Consider the following 21,842-nt stretch of genomic DNA (forward strand, 5'->3'; position numbering starts at 1 on the left):
TTTATCGTTTTAGATTATTTGTAATTGTCATCATTTCTTCAACTGTCTGTACTGTTTTTGAATTTATTTCATATGCTCGTTGAGCTGTAATCATTGCAATCATTTCTTCAACAATATCAACATTGCTCGCTTCAAGAAAACCTTGTTGAATTTCACCAAATCCGTCCGCACCGGGTGTTCCGAACATTGGTTGTCCCGAACCTTCAGTCTCGGCATAAAGATTATCGCCTAGCGCTTCCAATCCGCCGGGATTCATAAATCTTACTAATTGAATATTATCAAGCACATAAGAATTACCACCTGTTGATTGAACGCTAATCTCGCCGTCACGTGAAATATTTATTTGCAGTACGTCATCATCAAGAGTGATATCGGGTTCTAAAACATAACCGCTTGCGGTTACAACTCTTCCTTCACCGCTTATCTTAAAGCTTCCGTCTCTTGTATAGGCAAAAGTTCCGTCGGCTTTTCTAACTTGGAAAAAGCCTTCACCGTTAATTCCTAGATCGAGAGAGTTGTTTGTCGGCTGTAAATCTCCTTGCTTAAATATTTTTTGAGTTGAAGAGGCTTTTACACCGCTACCAACCTGCAGCATCTCACCGGAAGCTTGTGGACCGGCAATATTATTCTGAGCCAAATTTGAAGATGGAATTTCTTGATACATGAGATCTTGAAACTCAGCTTTATTCTTTTTGAAGCCGGTCGTGTTGATGTTCGCAATGTTATTTGATATAACCTGAATGTTTAATTGCTGTGCGTACATCCCGGTTGCTGCGGTTCTTAATGATTTTGTTGCCATAATTTTTACCTATTATTTAGATAGTGCCTATTTCGTTAGCTCTTGCCATTATTTCATCTATGTATTGAATCATTTTTTGAGCTGATTCATATTCTTTACTTATACGAATCATCTCTTCCATTTCAATAATTGGATTCACGTTTGAGTTTTCAAGATATCCTTGAGCAATTTTAAATTGATCTTCTTCTAAATCTTCAAAGTATCCGTTACTCACTTTATAGTTATTGTTTCCGCATCTTATTAGATCGGCTTTCTCTTCAACGGCGACAATTTTTAATTTGTCTATAAAGTTCTTGCCTACGAAAATCTCACCATTAGTCGAAATGGAAACGGTTCTATCTTTCTGCCAGAAATCCTCAAGTAGTTGAATTTCACCGCTTTGACCCATCACCTTATTACCGAGATTGTCAACCAAAAATCCTTCATCAGAGACAGCAAATTTTCCATTCTTTGTGAACTGCATATCACCATTTTCTGCCGCAATTACAAAAAATGCATCACCGTTAATTGCGAGATCAAGAGGATTATCTGTTTGAATTAGATCCCCTTGCGTAAAATCAAGCATGTTTTTTCTAATTGTGTTTTCACCGTTTGAATTCATAATCTGTTCAAACGGAAGCTCGCGTTTATAACCGGTTGAATTTAAATTCGCCAAGTTGTTTACAAGCGATCCGATTTTCTTTTCATTCAGCGTTAAGCTTTTACTTGCTGATTCTAATCCGTTTACCATGATGATTTCTCTTAACTTACTTTTAGTGTCTGATTTCTTAGTCTTGCTGCCAATAATAATTCGGTTTTTGCAATGTTATATTTTCTTGCCGCATTTGTTATGTCACTCTCTGAGTTATTAAGATACTTTGAATTGAGACATAGATTTGTTCGTAGTTTTTTCAACTTAGGATCAATTGGTTTGATGAACTTTTCTTGTCTCATTAATTGAATGTTAGTTTTAAGATCACTTGAAGAAGTATGGCTTCTTAATTTCCTTCTTCGTATTGCAACTACTGAAAGAATTATTGTTGCCGAAAGTCCCAGCACAACAATTTTCCCTATTAGAGTATAGTCCGTCGTTTGAATATTGATTACAGGTTTCTCTACCATTTTAACAGGCTTCATTGAAGCTGGTATATGTTTAACCGCTTTTGCTTCTTTCTTTTTTGCTTCTTCAATTTGCTTTTGTACAATTTCTCTAACATTTACACTGTTATCCACGGCTAGTTCTTGTGCGTTTATTATAACCATTAAAGCAATTAGTATGATCACTTTTTGTATCATTTCAATAATTTCCTTTTTAATGGAAATATCAGTTCTAAGTTTGAGCCTCTATCTTGATCTGAAGTGAATTTTACATGACCTTCGTGCTTTTTCATCAATGTTTCTAACATCATTAAATTAATGTTCTTACTGAAATCTTGTTGCTCCTCTGTTTGAATATTTGTATGATCCGTTGATATAATTCTAAGTAAAACATTTCCTTCGAAGTACTTTGTTTGTAGATATAATCCACCGGTTTCCGCTGTAGTAACCATCAAACTAAATGTGTTTGTTAAAATCTGATGCATATAATTTGGTGTACTTAATACCGGAGGAAGTGAATTATCAAGATCAAGAATAATTTCATAATTTCTTTTTGTAAGCGATGACTTAATGAAGTCGTGAAATTTATTTACATATCCATTTAGTGAACAAGGAATAACTGATAACCTGGCATTATCGCCTGCAGAAAACTTTACGATTTTATCGGTTATTGATTGTACTTTCTTTACTTGTGTTTTAATAGTGTTTATAACTTTGTCATCCGGACCGGTTTTGTTTTCAATTATATCTACACAACTTAACACAACTTGCATTGGTGATATAATTTGGTTGATAAGCGAGTAAGTCATTTCACCAATTGCAGATAGTTTGTAGTCGTTAGAAATTTTTGATTGATAGACTTGAAGCTCGTCGTATGTTTGTCCCATATCTTTTTTCTGAAGAAGATACTCTACACGTGGAATTAATAATTGAACGAAAGATTCAAGAACTTTTCGCATAAAAGTTCCGCTTTCAAAATGTTTTTCTGTAGTGCTGAATAGAATGAAATGATTATTTGTTCGGTCTAAATCAATTATCGGATAAACTAAATAGTAATTATATATTTGCGAATTTTTATTTCTTGTTGGAATTATTGATAAATGACCACGATGTAAAATTTTATGAAGCATTCCATCTTCATGAATTGTTTTAACAAATCCCCAAGTTGTATCCTTTATGCTCGATAACGGAATTGGTTCGCTATCATCTTTTGCAGTATTGAAACAAACAACTTCAGAAACATCAATAAATTTCTTTAATGACGTTTTCATGTATTCACCTATAACCGGAATACTGTTTGTTTCTCTAATTTTTCTTCCGAATGTATAAAGTGATTCAAAAAGTTCTTCGTGTTTAGTTGATGTCTGTATCATTCTTTCGCTTATATTAGTTTTTCTGCTTGGCGTACCTTTTTTATCAGCAATAAGTGTTGTATAAAGTGAAGGAAATTCGAGTGTATTTCTCTTTATTATTCTCAAAGTAAGTGCCTCATCGATTCTAGTTGTTGTGGAAGTATGGAACGGAACTGCTCGATATATTCAATCACTTCTTCATCTGTTTTAAAGCCAATCAACTTTGCAGCAGTATAATCAAGCTCCAATTGATGATTCCAAAAGAATGAACCTGTGCTTAAATACTTCGTTGTATAGTCCGCTAGGTGAACAACAGCTGTTTGTTTCGGGAACTCTTCGGAGTTTAACGGTGCGTGATGATGTTTTGTAATATCGCAAAGTATTACAGGTAAATTCCACTTATCTAATAAACGATAAGCAATTTCAGCATGAGTTAAACCAATGTTTTCTCTTTCGGCCTCTATAAAGTTTGTTCCAGCTAATTCGATATCTTCTTTAATTTTAACAAACGATGAATGAAAGTATCTGTGAATAATTGGCAGTCCTAAATCATGTAAAAAACCGGCGGTAAAAATTTCACCTACATATTTCATTTTAAAATCTTCCGCAATCTTCTTGGAAATTAATGCTACCAAAAATGAATGTTCCCAAAATTTTGCTTGATCCAAGTAATCATCTGTTTTGTTCTTAAATGTATCCATCATTGAAAGTGAAGACACTATGTGTTTAATTTCTTCAACACCAAGAACCATTACCGCAAAATCGATTGTCGTAACATTTCGTTGTAATCCATACAAGGGTGAATTTGCGATAGCTAAAATTTTTGTAGCTAAACTTTGATCACGTAAAATCATTTTACTAAGAGTAGTATTGTTTACAGAATCAGAGTTTAGATATTGTAAAATTTCTCCAAGAACCTTCGGCATTGAGTGAAGTTTAAATACATTATTAAGAACCGCTTCAGTCTTCTTAATTTTGTTTTCGATTGATATTAGTTCCATATCATAAACTCTTTCTTAGTAAAGTTGAATAGTGTTTATATGTTCTGTAAATAATTCTTTGTATGATTCAACAAATGAGTTGAGATATGAGACATCACCAAATGAAAGGTTGTGAATTATTTCCTTATCAAATGTTATGTTTTCGTCCCAATCAAAATTTCCTTGTTGATACTTCTGTGTCATATAATCCGCTAAGTGAATTATAGACGGTAAAATTTTATCTTCTTCTGCTTCTGACGGATTATGATGGTATCTTACAGCATCGCCTAATAGATCGGGAAGATTCCAGTTTTTAATTAAAAATTGTCCGATTTCGGAATGGGTTAAACCAAGAGTGGCTTTTTCTGCAACATCATATCTAACTTTTTCTGTTTCAACTAGATTAACAATCTCATTGAATTCTTTGTTGAAATATCTTTGTATAGCTGAGATTCCTAAATCATGTAAAAGACCGGCAGTAAATGCCTCGCCGGTTCGTTTGTAACCTAAATCTGCTGCTATTCTTTTCGACAGAACTCCCGTAGCAAGTGAATGAGTCCAGAATTTATTTTTATTCCAATTTTTATTTTCACCGTTTTTGAAAGCATCCATTACGGAAAGAGCTACCACAATATTTTTAATATGATTGAATCCGAGAATAACGATTGCAAATTCTACCGTTGATACTTTACGTGGAATACCATAAAGTGGTGAGTTTGCAACCATCAATACTTTTGCAACCATTGCCTGGTCTTTTGAAATAATTCTGCCTAACTCGGCAGCGCTTGTTTTTGGGTCTTCGAGTAATCTTGATATTTCCATCATTAATGTCGGAACCGAAGGAAGATTTCTAATCCTTGATAAATGGCGATAATAGATTACTCGTTTAAGTTCTATTTCTTCGTTTAAATTAATCATTCAAGTGCGCTAATTTTGATCTGAGTTTGTCAATTATTTTTGAGTGAACTTGTGATACTCGTGAAACTGTAATTCCTAATATTTGTGCTATCTCTTTATAGTTAAGGTGTTCGTAATAATAGAGAGTTATAATTAGTCTATCTCTTTCTTCTAGTTTTTGTAATGCTTCGACTAATAATTCTTTTGCTTCTAGATTTTCTAAGGTTTCGTCGGGTTCTTCATTGTCGTCCGGAATTACTTCATAAAGCATAAAACTTTCGTCATCCGAAACACTTTTGTTTAATGATAGATTTGTTGCAAGAATGTTTGAATTTGTCTGAACTCGATATTTGCTTTGTACTTTTCTTATTTCATCAATTATTTTACCACGAATTCTTTGAAGTGCATAAGTCTCGAATTTTGTGCCGTAATCCGGGTCAAATCTGTCAATAGCCTCGCTTAATCCTTCAATACCAAATTGGAAGTAATCTTTTTCGTCAAATATATCGTAGTTGATAAATTTGGAATTGTGGATAACATAATGAACCAGACTTGAGTATGTTATCACAATCTCTTTTTTGAGTTCAAAATTTGGTGACTTCTTATATTCTGACCACAAATCTGTGTTTGACATTTTTACTTCCTAGTTATGTTTCTAGCTATTTCAGCATTCTTTTTTGTTGTTGTGCGGTTAATTGATTTTATAAATAAAATTGTTATAACCGCGAGTGCAAGGGTTGAAAAAACGAACATAACAAATGATCGGAGTAATACTTCCGTAAACTCTAGGTTGCGTTGGCCGAAATAAATTAGCGAAAGTGAAAAAACCAAGATCCCAACATTTAGTACTATTTTGTTCATTTCTTTCTCCTTTGTTACTAAAAGACAAAGATTGTACCATTAAATAGTTTTGATAATGTTCGTTTTTAAGCTAAAAAATTGATTTTTTATGGCCGGATAAAATTAGGTTGGTGATTATTAGCCACTTGCCCGATTTTAGAAATTGCTTGAGATATGAACTCAAATTCACTAAATAATTTTCTGTTTGGGGTATCGTTAAAGTTAGAAGAACTTATTAATTGCAGCGAATTGGTAAGATCGGAATTACTTATTGAGCCGACAAAATTGATATCTTCTTTAAGAAAATGTTTGCTCGCTTTACTTAAGTTTTCGAAAGCTGTTTTTCCTTCTTCAGGGTTTTTACATTTATTAATAATTATCCCTTTATGGATATCAATAGAATTTTTTGTCATTAATTTTAGAATTACATAAGCATCCATAACAGCAACGGGATCGGGAGTTGTAACAATTAAATTCATTGTTGAGTGCTTTATCGTTTCAAATATTTCATTACTTATTCCGGCTCCGTTATCCAAAATTATATAATCATAATTATTTGTTTTATTATTAAGATAACCGAAGAAATTTCGAATGTGAGCAACTTTGTTTTCTGGGAAATTAAGTTTGCCATTATCACCAAAGATAATACTGTAATTGTTTTCCACTTCGACTATTGTTTCATCAAACAAGGCAGAACCGGAAAAGAGATCGCAAATCGTTGCATCAGGATTAATGTTCAAATGGTAGGACAAACTGCCAAGGTTAAAATCAAATTCAACAAGAAGAGTTTTGTAGCCTTGCTTAGCAAGAAATTGAGATAGATAAAACGCTGCAAATGTTTTACCTGTTCCGCCTTTGCCCGATGTTATAGAAATTAATTGACGGTTATTATTTGCTTTTTTTGAAACCGGAGAATTATAATAGTCTCTCAGTTTTTGAGCTTGATCAAACATGACAATTAGTTATGTCCATTATAAATCAAAGTTGCTGCATACTCAGGATCTGCTGATAAAATATCATCCGGAATTATTTGTCCATTGGTCAAATATATTACAGGCTTTTGTGTTCTTACGGAAAGATTTACCATATTCCCATGAGTAACTGCTTCATCAACTTTTGTGAAAATAAAAGAATCATAATTAAACATGCTGAACTTATCCGCCGCATCAATTAGATTTTTTGAGGAACTTGATAATGATAATGCCAAATAAGTTTCATCGATTTTTATTTGAGATAAAAACTCTTTCATCTTTTGGAGTTCACCAATGTTTCTTTGACTTCTTCCGGTAGTATCGATAAAAATCAAATCTTTCTTTTTTAGTTTATCTATCAACTTTGGCATATCTTCGGGCTCATAAGCAACCAGCATATCAACATTACTGATCTCCGAGAAAATTCTAAGTTGATCAATAGCACCTAATCGATATGTATCAATTGATATAATTCCGATATCAAGGTTGTGAATTATTTTTGAGATAGCTGCAAGTTTAGCAATGCATGTTGTTTTGCCAACACCGGTTGGACCAATAATACTAACAACTTTACCGGTCTTTCTTTTTTCAACAGAAAAGTTTTTTGTTTTTATCAAGGACGCTAATCCGGTAATTACGTAATCATCTAAGTTGTTAACAGAAAGAAATTTTTCTGATTTTTTTAAATAATCTATAACCATTTTGATAACATCATCTTTTACATCTTTTTCACGTAAGACTTCAACTACAGTCTGTATTTCCTTCTTCAGATCGTTGACGTTATTTTTCTCATTAAATAATCCGTTTGATAGTATCTTTTTTGCAGCCGATTTTCTTGCTTCAAGGTCAGTGCTCGCTTTTAATGCCGGCTTCGGACGACTTTCTGCATTCTTAGTGATTTTCTGAATTTTATTTAACTGTTTGATCTCCTCTTCATAACCGGCAACAACTTCAAATAATTTTTGGATAGTTCCATTTTTAGGTTGTTCAATTATACGAGTGCTTAATATCATCGCCTCACTTCCGAGTTCAGTTTTCATTTTTTCGGTAGCTTCTTTTAATGTGGCGGCAGTATATTTTTTAGTTTGCATTTGAAACCTCTAACTTATCAATTAACTCGAGTTCGATGTGAGAAGGTAATTCCGAATAAGAAATAACGGCTAGTTCCGGGAAACTCGAAGTAAATAATCTATAAAAGTATGGTCGAATTGTTGCTGATGTAATAATTACAGGGGAATAACCTAGACTTGTAAACTTATCAATAAGTCTTGCAATATTTTGTTTAAGTGTATTTAATAAATTCGGATTCAATCCGAGAGTTTGTATAGCATCTTTCTGTTCCTTTATTGATGAGATTATATGTTGTTCAAGTTTTTCTCCAAGAGCAGCTGCGTGAATAATATTGTTATAATCCTTAAAGTTATTTGCAATTACATCTCCCACTGCATGTCTTGCATATTCTGTTAACACATCAATATTTTTTGTGACTTTTGAATAATCTATTAGCGCTTCAAGAATTTGGACTAGATCTTTAATCGGAATGTATTCTCGCAATAAATTTTGTAGTACTTTTTGTATTGTTCCAAGCGGAAGAACTTCCGGATTAATATCTTCAATAACCGCATTGTAATCTTTTTTCAAGTTCTCTAATAATTGTTTAACTGATTGTCTTGTTAAAATCTTATCAAAATTTTTCTTCAATGTTTCTTGCAGATGAGTTGTTAAAACAGAAATAGCATCGACAACTGTGTAGCCAAGAATTTCTGATTTTTCTTTGCCTTCCTTATTAACCCAAACAGCAGGGAGATCAAATGCCGGATCTTTTGTAGGAATGCCATCCGGTACCTCGTCAATCAATCCGCTGTTCATTGCAAGCCATCTGTCAGTATGAATTTCAAACGAAGAGACGATGTTGCCTTTAATTTTTATAATGTATTGATTCGGTTCTAATTGTAAGTTATCTCTAACTCTAACAGGGGGAATTAAAATTCCGTATTCTAATGCAATAAATTTTCTTGTTGATGAAATTTTTTCAAATAAATTTCCGCCTTCATTTTCATCTACAAGACTAATTAAACCATAACCAATCTCTAACTCGATCGGATCGACTTGCAGATATTGCTCAACATTCTCTTCTTTTTCTTCTTCGGCGTTCTCTTCTTTGTCCGTAATGTCTAATTGTTTTTTATTCAAACTCTTCTTAGTAAAAAATGAACCGGCACCCGCTGCGATACTTATAAACATGAAAGGAATCATAGGCATTCCGGGAACAAAAGCCATTAACATAACAACACCGGCAAGTGTACCAAGCACACGAGGATTTGATAGAAGCTGTAACTTCATTTGTGAATCCAATGATGATCCAGAAGCACTTCGTGTAACCACCATACCGGCAGAAGTTGCAATAACCAATGCCGGAATCTGTGAAACCAATCCATCACCGATTGTTAAAATTGTATAGCTTTGAAGAGCATCCGTAAATGGCATTCCTTTTTGAGCAACACCTATTATAAATCCACCAATAATGTTTATAGCATTAATTAAAATCCCGGCGATAGCATCACCCTTAACAAACTTGCTGGCGCCATCCATAGCGCCAAAAAATTCGGCTTCACGTGAAATGTTATCTCTCCTTGATCTGGCTTCAGATTCGGAAATTAATCCAGAGCTTAAATCAGCGTCGATTGCCATTTGCTTACCCGGCATAGCATCTAAGGTAAACCGTGCAGAAACTTCAGAGATTCTTCCCGAACCTTTTACGATAACAATAAACTGGATAATAACGAGAATCATAAAGATGATAAAACCAACAACAAAGTTTCCACTTACAACAAAGCTCCCGAAAGATTCAATAACTTGTCCGGCATAACCATCTATTAATATTAATCTTGTTGAACTGATATTTAATGCCAATCTGAATAGAGTCAGAATTAAGAGTAATCCTGGGAAAACTGAGAAATCTAAGGGTGATTTTATGTATAAAGATAGAACTAACACTAAAAGAGCGAGCGAAATATTCAACGCCAAAAAGAAATCTAAAAATACTGCCGGTAGAGGAATTAGCATTAATCCCAGCATTAAGATCAAGCCAAATGCTAATATAACATCGCTATTTTTATTGATGCTGAACATTATACTATACTCTTCCTCTTACTATGTTTAGCCTTGAATACAAATGCTAGAATTTTTGCGACAGCTTCAAAAAGTTTTTCCGGAATTTCATCACCGATGTTGCAAGCTTTATACAATGCTTGAGCTAAAGGCTTATCTTCATATAATGGTATGTTATTTTTACGAGCAATTTCTTTTATTTTCAATGCAACTTCATCCATACCTTTTGCAAGAACTATTGGTGCTGAATTTTTTGCCGAATCATATTTTAAAGCAATTGCAAAGTGAGTTGGGTTTGTAATAACAACATCGGCTTTCGGCACTTCCATAATCATTCTGTTACGAGACATTTGAAACTGCTTGGTTTTAATTTTCCCTTTAATAAATGGATCACCTTCGGTTTGTTTATGCTCATCTTTAATTTCTTGCTTGGTCATCATCATGTCTTTCTTAAACTTGTATTTCTGAAATAGAAAATCTGCAATCGAAAGAACAGCGTAAACAATCAGTATCTTCCACAAAAATGAAAGTGCTGCATCAGCCATAAAATCAACTATTTCTTCTATTGATTGATCCAGCAAGTTGGTTGATTGAATAATTAACGTGCTTAATGAAATGTAAGTAAACAACCCGATCATCACGAGTTTCAATATTGACTTAAGCGCCTCGACCAATGCTCGGGAAGAGAATATTTTGTTTTTTAATCCTTTAATCGGATCGAGTTTTTCAAATTTCGGCTGTAAAGCTTTAGGTGAAAGTTTTATTCCAACTTGAGCCAAGTTTACTGCAAGTGCTAAAACAATAATGCCAATAAAGAAAGGGGATAGCGATATGAAAAAAAATCCCGCACCCTTTAATGCGTACATTTGAACTAAGTTATAGCTCAGTTCCAAAGTGCTTAGTGAAGAAAAAACAGAAGTAGAGATTTGAGATAATCTTTGTCCTATAAAACCCTGAAATAGAAATAGAATTAACAGACCGGTTCCAAATACGGTAAATGAAGAAATTTCCATACTTTTAGCAACTTGGCCTTTATCTCTGGCGTCATCAAGTTTCTTCTGCGTAGGTTGTTCGGTTTTTTCTTGTCCCGGTTGCTCGGCCATTTCTTAACTCATATACTGAATTAGTTGATATAACTTTTCTTCATAAAGATGTAGTAGATTTTTAATCATGTGTAAATACAATGGAATTGTAACCATTAAGAGAACAATACCTAATCCAATTTTAAGGGGATAAGTAACAAAGAAAACTTGCATTTGCGGAATTACTCTTGCCATGATTCCTTCGGCGATATGAACGAGGAAAAAGGAAACCAATATTGGAGATGCAATTTTTACTGCAAGTACAAAAACCATTGCACCCATTTTCACCAAGTAATCATACACTTCGGCATTAATAGTGTAATGCCCAAGTGGAATTATAGTAAACGAATAAACAGCACCGCGAATTATATAATGGTGACCATCTATTAATATTAAAACGAGTATTGCAAGAATGTAAAGATATTCGCCAAGTACGTTATTATTTGTTTCTTCTGTCGGATTAAATACCTGAGCCATGGCAAGACCAATATCAAAACCGATAATGGTTCCGGCGAATGATATTGCGTAAAAAACCAATGTGACACTAAAACCAATAAGCGCCCCGGTTATAATTTCTTTAATTACGTTGGTGGCTATAAACCAAATTGTGATTTCCAATTGCACACTTGACTTATCTATAAAAGTAAATATTAAATAGGAAATAACGAGAGCTAAGGAAACTTTTGCCATACTAGGGAATGCTTTATTGCTGAATAACGGAGCTGTTACAAATACAGCAACAATCCGTACAAAAATGAAAAGGAAAATCATGAAATGTGTAACAAGAATTTCACTCATCATACAATTGTCACCATTATATTAAACAGTTTTAGTGTTATGCTTATCAGCTTGTCTAAAATCCATGGTATCAAAAACACGATCATTACTGCAGTGAATAAAATTTTTGGTACAAATGTTAATGTCATTTCTTGGATTGATGTAACTGCTTGGAAAATTGAAATTGCAATACCAACGACTAATGAAACACCAAGTATTGGTAAAAGTATTATAAATACTGTGTAGAAAACCTCGGTCAATACTTCTATTACTAATTCTTCTGTCATTTTAATATTCCTTGCACAACAGATGCAACAATTAGATTCCAACCGTCAACCAATATGAAAAGTAAAATCTTAAATGGAAGAGAAATCATCATCGGAGGTATCATCATCATACCCATCGAAAGCAAAATACTTCCGATTATAAGATCAATCATCACAAATGGTATAAACAAAAAGAACCCGATAATAAATCCAGCTCTCAACTCACTAAGTGCATAAGCCGGGACTAAGATGTACGTCGGTAAATCATTTCTATCTTCCGGTTGTTCAATATTTGCTAAGCCGACAAATAATTCCAGATCCTCATTTCTTACTTGAGTAAACATAAATTCTCTTATCGGTTCAACACCGGCATCATAGGCTTGTTCAAGAGTCATTTCACCGTCCATCAAAGGTTTTAATGCTATGTCGTTAACTTTAGACCAAGTCGGCGCCATAATAAAAAATGTAATGAACAATGCAATTCCCGCCAAAAGTTGGCTGGGTGGCATTTGTTGTGTACCTAAAGCATTTTTCAAGAAATGAAAAACTATAATTATTCTTAAGTAAGAAGTGGTCATTATAAGAATAGATGGTGCTAGAGATAAAACAGTAAGTAAAAGTAAGATTTGTAAAGTTGTAGAAACATCTTCACCACTTTGAGCTTGACCAACATCAATTCCAATTTTGGGAAATGGAATAGTTGATTGAGCTTGAATTTCTTGTGCTGCTAATGAAAGCAATATGATAAACAATATAATTTTAACTGCTTTCATTTACCTGGCCAACTGTTTTTTAATATTTCATGAAATTTTGAACGAACTTTTTCACTGTTTGGATTAATCAACTGCTCTGAATCAAAATCTTTTTCTTGTAAAAGATTTATTGAATGATCCGAGATTCCAAGAATTAAAAGTTTGTCTTCAACTTTAACAGCAGCGATATACTTCTTCGGCATTATTGATTTTACACTAACAATATCAATCGGGATTGAATTGTATTTAGCAAAATTACCGATGAACTTTTTCTTACTAATAAAAAAGTAAACACCGCCTAACAGCAAAGTTATTGCCAATAGTGGAAAGATCATTTGGAAAACATCGGAGATTCCCATTAATACAATCCTTTTAATCTTTCTGCCGGTTGGCTTAGGTTAGTAATGCGAATTCCGAAATGCTTATCGATCACAACAACTTCGCCTTCTGCAATTTTTTTGTTGTTTACGTAGATATCAACCGGTTCACTTGCCATCTTATCAAGTTCAATTACGTAACCGCGTTCTAATTCTAGAATATCTTTGATCTGCATTTTTGTTCTACCCAGTTCAATAAATACATTAAGCTGCAGATCTTGCAGAAAGTCCAGTTTGTTTTCACCGAATGTTTTCTTTGTCGATTCATCAAACTCGTCAAAAACGGCTGCTTGAGTTTCTACTGATGGATTTCCACTTTTTTCTGATTCGGGTTTTGTTGTTTTATCTTCCATTTTATTACCACTCTTACTTTATATTAATTTTTGAATGATCTTTATGGCTTTACGCTTATTAACTAATCCGGGTCTGCCGTAGCCAATAACTTTATTTTCCATTTTTACTTCACAGTTATCGGATATTTTTTTGTTCAAGTTGATTATATCGCCGACTTCTAAGTTCATAAACTCTGCAACTGAAATTGTTGATTTTCCAAGTTCAATTTTTAAAGGAACTTCTGCATATAATAAGCTCTTAGAAATTACTTCACGTGAAGTTGAACCATGATAATCCGTGGGTCTAATTGATGAAAACTTTTGTGAAGCTAGTTTTGCAAGAATTCTATCGAAAGAGAAAGTCGCAAAACACAAATTCATAAAATGACTTTCTTCACCTATCATTACTTCAAATGAAATAAGTAAAACTGATTCATTTTGTGACGTTATTTGTGCGAAGTCTATATCGGGTTCAAATCTATCAACCGCAAAATCTAATTTATCAACAACGCTCCATGCTTTTGTCAAATTTACCATCGCACTTTCAACAACAACGTTTAGAACTTTTTGTTCTATAGGAGTAATGATCTTCGATTCTTTTTTACCTTCGCCACTGCCACCGAGTAAGCGATCAACAAGTACCAAAGCTAATTCGGGACTGAATTCTAAAATTCCTTTTATATCCGTATTTCTAATATCAAAGGTGAACAAACAAGAGGGATTGGATACCGATAGAACATATTCCGAATAATATAGCTGATCTACAGAAGCTACGGATGTTGATACCAATGTCTGAAGTTTTGAAACTAAAAATGAACTCAAACTTTCGGCAAAATTTTCGTGAATGTTTGTGATGGTTCTTAATTGATGCTTTGATATTCTATTTGGTAAACGAAAGTCAAAAGGAACAGCTTCTTTTTGTTCGAACGAATCGTTTTTTTCTTCCGTTCCGCTTTTGACGTTGTTTAACAGATTATCAATTTCTTGTTGATTTAGTACTTCAGCCATAGTTTTTAGTTGATTATATATTTACTGAAATAAACTCTGTTAATTTTCATATCACTAAAACTGCTTTGCAACTTATTGGTGATTTCAACTCTTAAAGTGTCTTTATAAGTTACGTTACTGAGTTGGTTAATCGTCTTGCTGGAAAGGATTGAGATAATCATATCCTTAACCAGAATTTGTTTTTTCTCAAGTTCTTTTCTTGTAACTTCAGTTGGTACATCGAACGCAACAGAAGATAGAAGTAACTGCTCGCCTTTGGTATAAGCCGGGTTTACAATTATGTCCTCTATTTGAAAAATATATTCACCAAAATGATTCATGGTTGTGTCTTTTTCCTCAGCTTCCGCCGGTGATTCCGCTACAGCTTCAGTTGCGGTTTTCTCGGGAGTTCTTCCATCCATCTTTTTGATTAAGATGTTTGCGGTTATGAAATACACAACTATTAATTGAAGTACAAAAAGGGGCAATCCGAAAATCAAGATTTTTGGATTGAATTTAGATTTTGGTTTAACTTCCGGTGTGGAAGTTATTTCCTCTAAATTTTCGTCTAAGTTTTTTTCTTTTGGTTCCATAGTATCTATTTAATTTCAACTGCTGTGCCATGGAAAAAAGTTCGAAAATTTAGATTTTTGAAGGAAAATGAAGAAAAGAGTGGCTGATATTAACCACTTGATCAAAATGAAAAGGAGAGAATATTTCATCTCTCCTTATAATGGGCTTAACTTAAATTATCTTATTAGATTAGTTATTTCTTGAAGAAGATTATCCGCGGTAGTTATTACTCTGGCGTTTGCTTGAAATCCTCTTTGTGATACGATCATTTTTGTGAATTCTTCAGAAAGATCAACATTTGATTGTTCTAACGCACCGGACTGAACTGTAGTTCCTGTTTCTTCACCCAGACTTCCGATTCTTGGTTCACCCGAGTTTGCGTATGCTGAGTACATGTTATCACCAACACTTATCAATCCGTTTAGGTTGGTAAATGTCGCAGCCATAATTTGCGCTAATGTTCTCGAATTACCATTTGAAAAAATACCAACTATATTTCCGTATTGATCGATATTTAAGTTTGAAAGTGATGCTGCAGCTGATCCGTCTTGACTCAATGCAGAAACAACCGAACTAGATGAAGTCTGAGTAACACCTGAGAATCCGCTACCGAAATTTAAGTCGATTACAACAGGGTTAGCACCACCATCAGGCTGGAATGTGAATTGCGGATTATTTGGTGAAATATTTGCAGGATCCAATGTACCATCAGCATTAAATGCAATTGTTCCGCTTGTCGATGTTGATTGTCCACCAGCAGTGCTTGTACCGGGAACGGTTACTGTCCAAGCCCATTCGTTTGTATTAATCTTTGTGAATTTTAAAGTCAATTGATGTGAGTTACCGAGAGAATCAAATGCTGTAACCGAACCGGAAACTATATTTGGAGTTCTATTTCCATCAGCTGAAATACTTAGTGTCTGAGTGCTTGCATTGTTTGAAGTGGTTGAAGCATCAATTTGAAATTGAAGATCACCGGCGTTTGCACCGACACCTGTGAAAGATACTGATGTGTTTGCATCATAACCTGCTGCATTAGGATCAAATTTTTCTTTTGAAGCATCATCCATTACAAAATTACCTGAACCGTCATCGACAAATGCAACAGTAATTGCTGCTGCTGAAGTACCGACTGAGTTTCCGTCTGCATCCAAAACTTCCCAAGTCATATCATATTCGTTTGGATTAGCTGTCTCTGTGTATTTTACTTCTAGTTTGTATTCTTCACCAAAAGTATCATAAACTTTTGTGGACACCATTGTGGAAGATCCATCTAAGGTTCCGTCATTCTGAATATTTCCGCGCATCATAACGCTTTCACTTCTAGTTAAATCAGAATTACTTTTTAAGTTACCGCCCCAGCTAATTAAACTTGTAGCGACAGCTGGTAATTTTTGGTTTGTGTCGATTATAATATCTTCTAAATTGTTTCCGGGAGGTATTGCGCCTTCACTGTTTGCAATTTTACCTTGAACAATCGCTCCGTTTTGTGGATTAACCAATTTACCTTCAGCATCAAAAACGAAAGCACCTGCACGTGAATAGAATTGTTCTCCGTTACTCTTAAGAACAAACATTCCCGGACCTTGTAATGCTAAGTCAGTTGTGATTCCTGTTCTTTCAAATGTACCTTGATTCCAGTTACGATCGATTGAATTGATTTTCATACCAAGACCAACTTGGAATGTATTTGTACCGCCTGTGTTTTCGGTTGGGTTTGTACCGGCTTTTACGAATTGATTAAAAGTATCACTGAAAGTAACTCTTGAACCTTTGTAACCTATTGTATTGACGTTGGCAATATTGTTACCAATTACGTCCATCATTGATTGGTGGTTTCTTAAACCGGATACACCAGCGAAAAGTGAATTTAGAAGTGCCATTTTTAACCTCCTAAGGTTGTTTTACTCAGCGTCAGTCGGTCGGCCGAGTTAGAGCGTCCTCATTAGGTCCCGCTCTTTATTGTTATTGTTTAATTATTTTTTAAGCAAAAACTACACTATCAATATTTGTGAAAACATTATCATTGCTACCTAAAGGCATTGCTGTGATCACTGTTTTGTTTGGGATGTTTACAATGAAAGCATTTCCGTTCATCATCACTAATGAATCTTTAGAGCCTTTGTCTTCTGCTCTTTGAACTGCTTCATTAATTTTTCCCATTTCTTCATTACTTAGAACAATGTTCCTATCTTCAAGCCGTTTTGTTGCGTGGCTTGAGAATTTCAGTTTCGATAACTCATCATTAAGAAGATCATTGAATTTTGAACTGACTTCTTTCGATGAGTTAAAGCGATCGAAGTTATTATTTTCAATTATCGGGACGAAAGGAACACTTACACCGTTAATTTGTGGCATCGTCTTCCGAACCTCCATTATTTGTAATTTGAGTTGGGTTAAGTATTTCGAGAATATCCGAGAGTAAGTATTCAATATTGTTTATTAAAATTTTAGTTCCATTTTCAGTGAACCTGACACCGGTTATAGAACCATATTGAAATACATTGTTACTCACGCTTGTTTCTCCGCCATTTGTTACTTCTACTTCAAAAGTATATTTACCATTTGCTAATTTGTTACCATCATTATCGGTAAAATCCCATGAAAGTTTATGGTCACCTTGAGTATTTCCTGCATTTTCTATCGTGCGGACTATTTTACCGTTTGCATCATAGATATTAACTTTAACATTAGTAGCATTTGCCGGTAAATTGTAGCCAAGACTTACAGTATTGTCACCTTTATTTTCCATTACATTGCTTTGGAATTTGACATCTTTCCCGATCAGGGTTGACATCATTGTATTGTTGATAGATTGGGACAATAAATAATTAGCATCAATACTTTCTCTCACATTGCTATTGAGGTTTGATAATTGTTCAAGTGATGTAAACTGAGCAAGTTGAGCGGCAAATTCTTGACTTTCCATGGGGCTTAACGGATCTTGATGTTTCAGTTGCTGTATCATCAATTTCATGAAATCATCTTTGCCAAGTACACCTTGTTGTTGTCCATAGACCGGAGTGTTTGTGTTGTAGTTGTTTGAAAGTATATCAATCATAATAAGCCTCTATGCTATAAATTCGTATGTGTTGTAACCTAAGGTTTTTGTTTTATTCTCTTTACTGCCTTTATCTTTGGATTCAAGTTTTTCAACATTTGTATCTTTGCGTTTTTCGCGAGCCGCTTTATTATTTTTTTGATCAGAATTCTGTAGTGAGATGTTAATAGTATTTAGTTGAAGTCCATTGCTGTTCAAACTTTCTTTAAGGAAATCAACTTGATTAGTTAACATTTCTTTTGCGGCTTGACTTTCAACTTCCAATCTTGCGTTAAGTTTGTTGTCTATAATTTCCAAAGCAATTCTAATCTTACCCAGTTTTGCCGGAGCCAGATTTATAATGGCTTTATCTTTCTTGTCAGAAATCGCCATATCGGAAATTTCATTAAGAAGTTTTTTATTTAACTCCGGTTGGAATATTTCTTTAGTTCTAACATGAACCGCTTCGTTAAAATTATTTGGTTGATTTTCTGAAATTACTTGTCGATTGCTTTGACTCAATGAAACTGGATTGTCAAGCTTAGTTGATTGAGTATCAGTTGGTGCAGTGTTGTTTTTAGATACATTTTTATCCCTGCTGTCGGAATCGACTATTTTAGATTCTTTTCCACTATTTTCATTAGCGGGGGAATCAGCATCTTTTTGAGGTGTATCAATCTTCAATCGCATATCACTTTCATCAATATTGATTCCTGCTACTTCTTCCGGTTTTGAAGCTCGAATCTTCCCCGTTAAAGTTTCGTGTTCCGAAAATGTATTGCTTTGAGCATTTGACTGTGAACTCAAATTTATTTTCTCCAACCGCTGCTCAACTTTTTTAAATATATCTGAGATCTGATCGATTGCTTTTGTATTATTTTTTGGTTCTTTCTTCGTATCAGCAAATCTATTGTCTGAATTAATTACCTGATTTAATTTTAACGTCAACTCTTCTTTATTGTCCAAAATACTTTCATCTATTTTAACAAAGTTTGTTTTGTTGACAGTTATAATCTTTTCAATATTCTCAACAAAATTTTTGCGAACGTTATTATTGAATTCGTCAATTTGTTTTTCTTGCTTGGGCTCTAGTTTGATTATAATTTCATTGTTTGTTTCATGCTTCTGAGCTGAATTGATTCTCTTAGTGAAAACATCATTACCTAAATTGCTATCCTCTGATATATCATTCTTATAAGAGATCTCAGAATTTGCTTCCAATTGATGTTTTGTTGAGTTTAATTTCGTAACATCGTTATTCACAGAATGGCTTGATACTAATTTCCCGTCATTATCATTTAGCTTATTTGTGTTATGTAATGGGAGGTTCTCAATCTTAACATCGTTCTCTGATTTTATATCACCTTCAATTGTGCTTAATGGTTTGGAATCTACACGTAAATCTTTTTGATTATTAACTTGAGTGCTTTCGCCATTTAAATTTATTTTCATCGAAGCTTCTTCATTTCTTACAATCGGGCTATCATTCTTAGTAATTTTTGTTTGATTCTCGGATTTGGTTGAGGCGTCATCATTAATCTTTGTATTTGTTTCTGCTTTCTGATTTGTTGTTTTCGAATTTGCTGCTTCACTCTTTATTGCTGAGTCAAAGACTTTTTTCTGTTCAACCTCTGTAGAATTAATTCCTTTATTTAAAGAGTTTTTTTCAAGTTCTTTTACAGTTGAAAGATCAATTCCCTTATGCGATGGATTTTGATTTTCGCTTTGGGTTAGAGGTTTTTCTTGAACTAAATTTATCTTTTGGTCAATATTTTTACCCGGACTATCTTTTTCGCTAGTCTGGAGGGATTCGATAATCTTTGAGTTGTTATTTTGTTGTGTATCCTTATTTTTAATAAGTTTATTATCAACTGTTGGTTTAGAATTATCAGTTGGTCTAATATCCGGATTTTCTTCTTTCGCATTGATTTTCGAAATAAACTTCTCCAATGAAGATTCTTGTAACTCAATACTTTTTGACTGAGTTAAGGTTAATGAATACAGTGTTTCATTAAATTTACCGGATTTCATTCCGATCGATTCTTGAGGAACCTTGTCAACACTTAGTGTGAGTAGGTTTTCGGAATTGTTTTGTAGAATATGAAATGTAAGTGGTTTATCAGAAAGTAAAAGTGAAGCTATATGTGCTGATAAATTTGATTCGTTAGATAAATCTTGTTCCGTTTCGCCGGGAAGGTCTTTGGGTAATACAATTTCTAGTTTAAATTCTTCTTCTAATTTTTTAAGAGCTTCGGTGATTAATTCAGTAACTTCTTTGGGTGAACCGGAAATAATACTTGATTCTTTAAATAAGGCATTTGATATATCATCTAAACCAATTTGATTGACTGCACTTGAGATATTCAACTCATTCAATAATAAGTTGAGTTTATTATCAAGCTTAATTCCAGCATCTCCGGGAGAATTTATAAGCCCTTTAATATCACTTAAAATATTTGATAGAATAGAAGTAGAGTTGAATGATCTTTCTGCAGAAAAGTTTTTAGCGACATTAATTATATCTTTAAAAAGATATGTACTATTAGTCTTCCCAAAACCAACCGGGTTTATCTGCTTAGTGTCAGAATCTATGAACAATGGATTAAATATCATATTTGTGATTTGGTTATTCTATTAACAAAATTGGGATCTAAATGTGACAATATTGCTGCTGCTTTGCTTTGTTTCATTTTGTATATAAGTTCTCTTGCTTCATTATCGGAATAATTTTGGATTACTTTAGCAGCATTTTTTGGGTTCATGGATTCAATTAGTTTTGCTGTCTTTTTAGCCCACTGTTCATCAATAATATTTTTATTAACAATCACATTATTCGTTGTATCTTTTTGTATAGCTTGTGTTCTTAATGTGCTTAATTCATTTTGCAATTTTTTTATACTGTCGGCTAACGCGGCATCTTTTAAAATTTCCTGATAAACTGTGTCAATCTTTACAAGAGTATTGGCTTTAATTGAATCTAAAAATTTTGATCGGAATTCGTTATCGAAGTAATCTTTTATGTATTCAAAGTTTTGTTTGTCAACCTCAGATACAAATTCATGTGGATCGGGGGGAAGAACAACCTCGCTAAAATCAAATTCGAATATATTATTGTATATTGAATTCAACTGTATAATTGCAATTGTTACAATTATAAATGCTGTCATAAAAGAAGTAATATAGATCAGTTTATTTTTCACTTTTCTTTTCTGTTAAATTTTTGGTTTGCTATTTCATCAATAAATTTCATTTCTAACTTTGTTTGCTCTTTTGTGAACTCGTCCAAATGTTTTTCTTTTAGTCGCTCGAAAACTTTATGATCTTTATGATGTTCAACTAATTGTGCTAACTTATGTTTTGACTCATCCTCGAGAATTGCTAATTCCTTTTCTTTTAATTCCATCTTTCTAATTAAAGCTTCTCTATAGCTGGCTCTAAAAATCATTTCTTGGGGAGTCATTTTAGCTTGCTCTGTGAAAGATTCTTCTAAATTATTCTTGATCTCATTAATTTCATCTTTTTTTGCATCAACAACTTTTCTACTGAGAGCATATTCCTTTTCGGAATTTTTTTTGATCTTTTCTTTAATATCTTCAATTGCTTGAAATTTATACTGGAATCTGCTCATG

The 21,842-nt window shown here is 33.6% G+C and carries 25 protein-coding genes; all 25 read right to left on the reverse strand.

The window, feature by feature from the left end; genetic code table 11:
• Window position 1: 1 nt before the first annotated feature.
• Window positions 2-799: a flagellar basal-body rod protein FlgG gene (flgG, locus tag QY331_02630; protein ID WKZ70150.1), complete on the reverse strand. Its 798-nt coding sequence runs from the start codon at window positions 797-799 to the stop codon at window positions 2-4.
• Window positions 800-815: 16 nt separating this feature from the next.
• The gene (locus QY331_02635) at window positions 816-1,529 is read right to left on the reverse strand and encodes a flagellar hook-basal body protein (GenBank protein WKZ70151.1); all 714 of its coding nucleotides are present in this window, start codon (window positions 1,527-1,529) and stop codon (window positions 816-818) included.
• Between the two features lie 11 nt (window positions 1,530-1,540).
• Complete coding sequence (locus tag QY331_02640) at window positions 1,541-2,074, reverse strand: hypothetical protein (protein ID WKZ70152.1); 534 nt, start codon at window positions 2,072-2,074, stop codon at window positions 1,541-1,543.
• Complete coding sequence (locus QY331_02645) at window positions 2,071-3,354, reverse strand: hypothetical protein (protein ID WKZ70153.1); 1,284 nt, start codon at window positions 3,352-3,354, stop codon at window positions 2,071-2,073. Before QY331_02645 ends, QY331_02640 begins: the two co-directional genes overlap by 4 nt.
• Complete coding sequence (locus tag QY331_02650; protein ID WKZ70154.1) at window positions 3,351-4,229, reverse strand: HDOD domain-containing protein; 879 nt, start codon at window positions 4,227-4,229, stop codon at window positions 3,351-3,353. The genes QY331_02645 and QY331_02650 overlap by 4 nt, the downstream gene beginning before the upstream one ends.
• A gap of 15 nt (window positions 4,230-4,244) precedes the next feature.
• Window positions 4,245-5,126 carry an HDOD domain-containing protein gene (locus QY331_02655; protein WKZ70155.1) on the reverse strand — a complete coding sequence of 294 codons (882 nt, stop codon included), beginning with the start codon at window positions 5,124-5,126 and terminating at the stop codon, window positions 4,245-4,247.
• Entirely contained in the window at window positions 5,119-5,739 is a 621-nt protein-coding gene (locus tag QY331_02660) for a sigma-70 family RNA polymerase sigma factor (GenBank protein WKZ70156.1), read from the reverse strand. The genes QY331_02655 and QY331_02660 overlap by 8 nt, the downstream gene beginning before the upstream one ends.
• 2 nt (window positions 5,740-5,741) lie before the next feature.
• Window positions 5,742-5,966 carry a hypothetical protein gene (locus tag QY331_02665; protein WKZ70157.1) on the reverse strand — a complete coding sequence of 75 codons (225 nt, stop codon included), beginning with the start codon at window positions 5,964-5,966 and terminating at the stop codon, window positions 5,742-5,744.
• Between the two features lie 86 nt (window positions 5,967-6,052).
• Complete coding sequence (locus QY331_02670) at window positions 6,053-6,898, reverse strand: AAA family ATPase (protein WKZ70158.1); 846 nt, start codon at window positions 6,896-6,898, stop codon at window positions 6,053-6,055.
• Window positions 6,899-6,903: 5 nt separating this feature from the next.
• Complete coding sequence (locus tag QY331_02675) at window positions 6,904-8,007, reverse strand: hypothetical protein (GenBank protein ID WKZ70159.1); 1,104 nt, start codon at window positions 8,005-8,007, stop codon at window positions 6,904-6,906.
• Entirely contained in the window at window positions 7,997-10,048 is a 2,052-nt protein-coding gene (gene flhA, locus QY331_02680) for a flagellar biosynthesis protein FlhA (GenBank protein ID WKZ70160.1), read from the reverse strand. The genes QY331_02675 and flhA overlap by 11 nt, the downstream gene beginning before the upstream one ends.
• Window positions 10,048-11,130, reverse strand: coding sequence for a flagellar biosynthesis protein FlhB (gene flhB, locus QY331_02685; GenBank protein ID WKZ70161.1), 1,083 nt, complete (start codon window positions 11,128-11,130; stop codon window positions 10,048-10,050). Before flhB ends, flhA begins: the two co-directional genes overlap by 1 nt.
• Before the next feature lie 3 nt (window positions 11,131-11,133).
• Complete coding sequence (gene fliR / locus QY331_02690; GenBank protein ID WKZ70162.1) at window positions 11,134-11,910, reverse strand: flagellar biosynthetic protein FliR; 777 nt, start codon at window positions 11,908-11,910, stop codon at window positions 11,134-11,136.
• Window positions 11,907-12,173, reverse strand: coding sequence for a flagellar biosynthetic protein FliQ (locus tag QY331_02695; protein ID WKZ70163.1), 267 nt, complete (start codon window positions 12,171-12,173; stop codon window positions 11,907-11,909). The genes fliR and QY331_02695 overlap by 4 nt, the downstream gene beginning before the upstream one ends.
• Window positions 12,170-12,925 carry a flagellar type III secretion system pore protein FliP gene (gene fliP, locus QY331_02700; GenBank protein ID WKZ70164.1) on the reverse strand — a complete coding sequence of 252 codons (756 nt, stop codon included), beginning with the start codon at window positions 12,923-12,925 and terminating at the stop codon, window positions 12,170-12,172. The genes QY331_02695 and fliP overlap by 4 nt, the downstream gene beginning before the upstream one ends.
• A complete protein-coding gene (locus QY331_02705; protein ID WKZ70165.1) occupies window positions 12,922-13,263 on the reverse strand; it encodes a flagellar biosynthetic protein FliO in 342 nt (113 codons plus the stop codon). The genes fliP and QY331_02705 overlap by 4 nt, the downstream gene beginning before the upstream one ends.
• Complete coding sequence (fliN, locus tag QY331_02710) at window positions 13,263-13,634, reverse strand: flagellar motor switch protein FliN (protein ID WKZ70166.1); 372 nt, start codon at window positions 13,632-13,634, stop codon at window positions 13,263-13,265. The genes QY331_02705 and fliN overlap by 1 nt, the downstream gene beginning before the upstream one ends.
• Before the next feature lie 18 nt (window positions 13,635-13,652).
• Entirely contained in the window at window positions 13,653-14,621 is a 969-nt protein-coding gene (fliM, locus tag QY331_02715) for a flagellar motor switch protein FliM (protein ID WKZ70167.1), read from the reverse strand.
• Window positions 14,622-14,626: 5 nt separating this feature from the next.
• The gene (locus QY331_02720) at window positions 14,627-15,193 is read right to left on the reverse strand and encodes a flagellar basal body-associated FliL family protein (protein ID WKZ70168.1); all 567 of its coding nucleotides are present in this window, start codon (window positions 15,191-15,193) and stop codon (window positions 14,627-14,629) included.
• Between the two features lie 156 nt (window positions 15,194-15,349).
• A complete protein-coding gene (locus QY331_02725; protein ID WKZ70169.1) occupies window positions 15,350-17,056 on the reverse strand; it encodes a flagellar hook protein FlgE in 1,707 nt (568 codons plus the stop codon).
• Between the two features lie 100 nt (window positions 17,057-17,156).
• Window positions 17,157-17,531: a TIGR02530 family flagellar biosynthesis protein gene (locus tag QY331_02730; protein WKZ70170.1), complete on the reverse strand. Its 375-nt coding sequence runs from the start codon at window positions 17,529-17,531 to the stop codon at window positions 17,157-17,159.
• Window positions 17,518-18,234: a FlgD immunoglobulin-like domain containing protein gene (locus QY331_02735; protein ID WKZ70171.1), complete on the reverse strand. Its 717-nt coding sequence runs from the start codon at window positions 18,232-18,234 to the stop codon at window positions 17,518-17,520. The genes QY331_02730 and QY331_02735 overlap by 14 nt, the downstream gene beginning before the upstream one ends.
• Before the next feature lie 9 nt (window positions 18,235-18,243).
• Window positions 18,244-20,826 carry a flagellar hook-length control protein FliK gene (locus QY331_02740; GenBank protein ID WKZ70172.1) on the reverse strand — a complete coding sequence of 861 codons (2,583 nt, stop codon included), beginning with the start codon at window positions 20,824-20,826 and terminating at the stop codon, window positions 18,244-18,246.
• The gene (locus QY331_02745; protein WKZ70173.1) at window positions 20,823-21,413 is read right to left on the reverse strand and encodes a hypothetical protein; all 591 of its coding nucleotides are present in this window, start codon (window positions 21,411-21,413) and stop codon (window positions 20,823-20,825) included. Before QY331_02745 ends, QY331_02740 begins: the two co-directional genes overlap by 4 nt.
• Window positions 21,410-21,841: a flagellar export protein FliJ gene (locus QY331_02750; GenBank protein WKZ70174.1), complete on the reverse strand. Its 432-nt coding sequence runs from the start codon at window positions 21,839-21,841 to the stop codon at window positions 21,410-21,412. The genes QY331_02745 and QY331_02750 overlap by 4 nt, the downstream gene beginning before the upstream one ends.
• Window position 21,842 lies beyond the last annotated feature (1 nt).

It is taken from the genome of Melioribacteraceae bacterium (assembly GCA_030584085.1).
Taxonomy (GTDB): Bacteria; Bacteroidota; Ignavibacteria; order Ignavibacteriales; family Melioribacteraceae; genus SURF-28.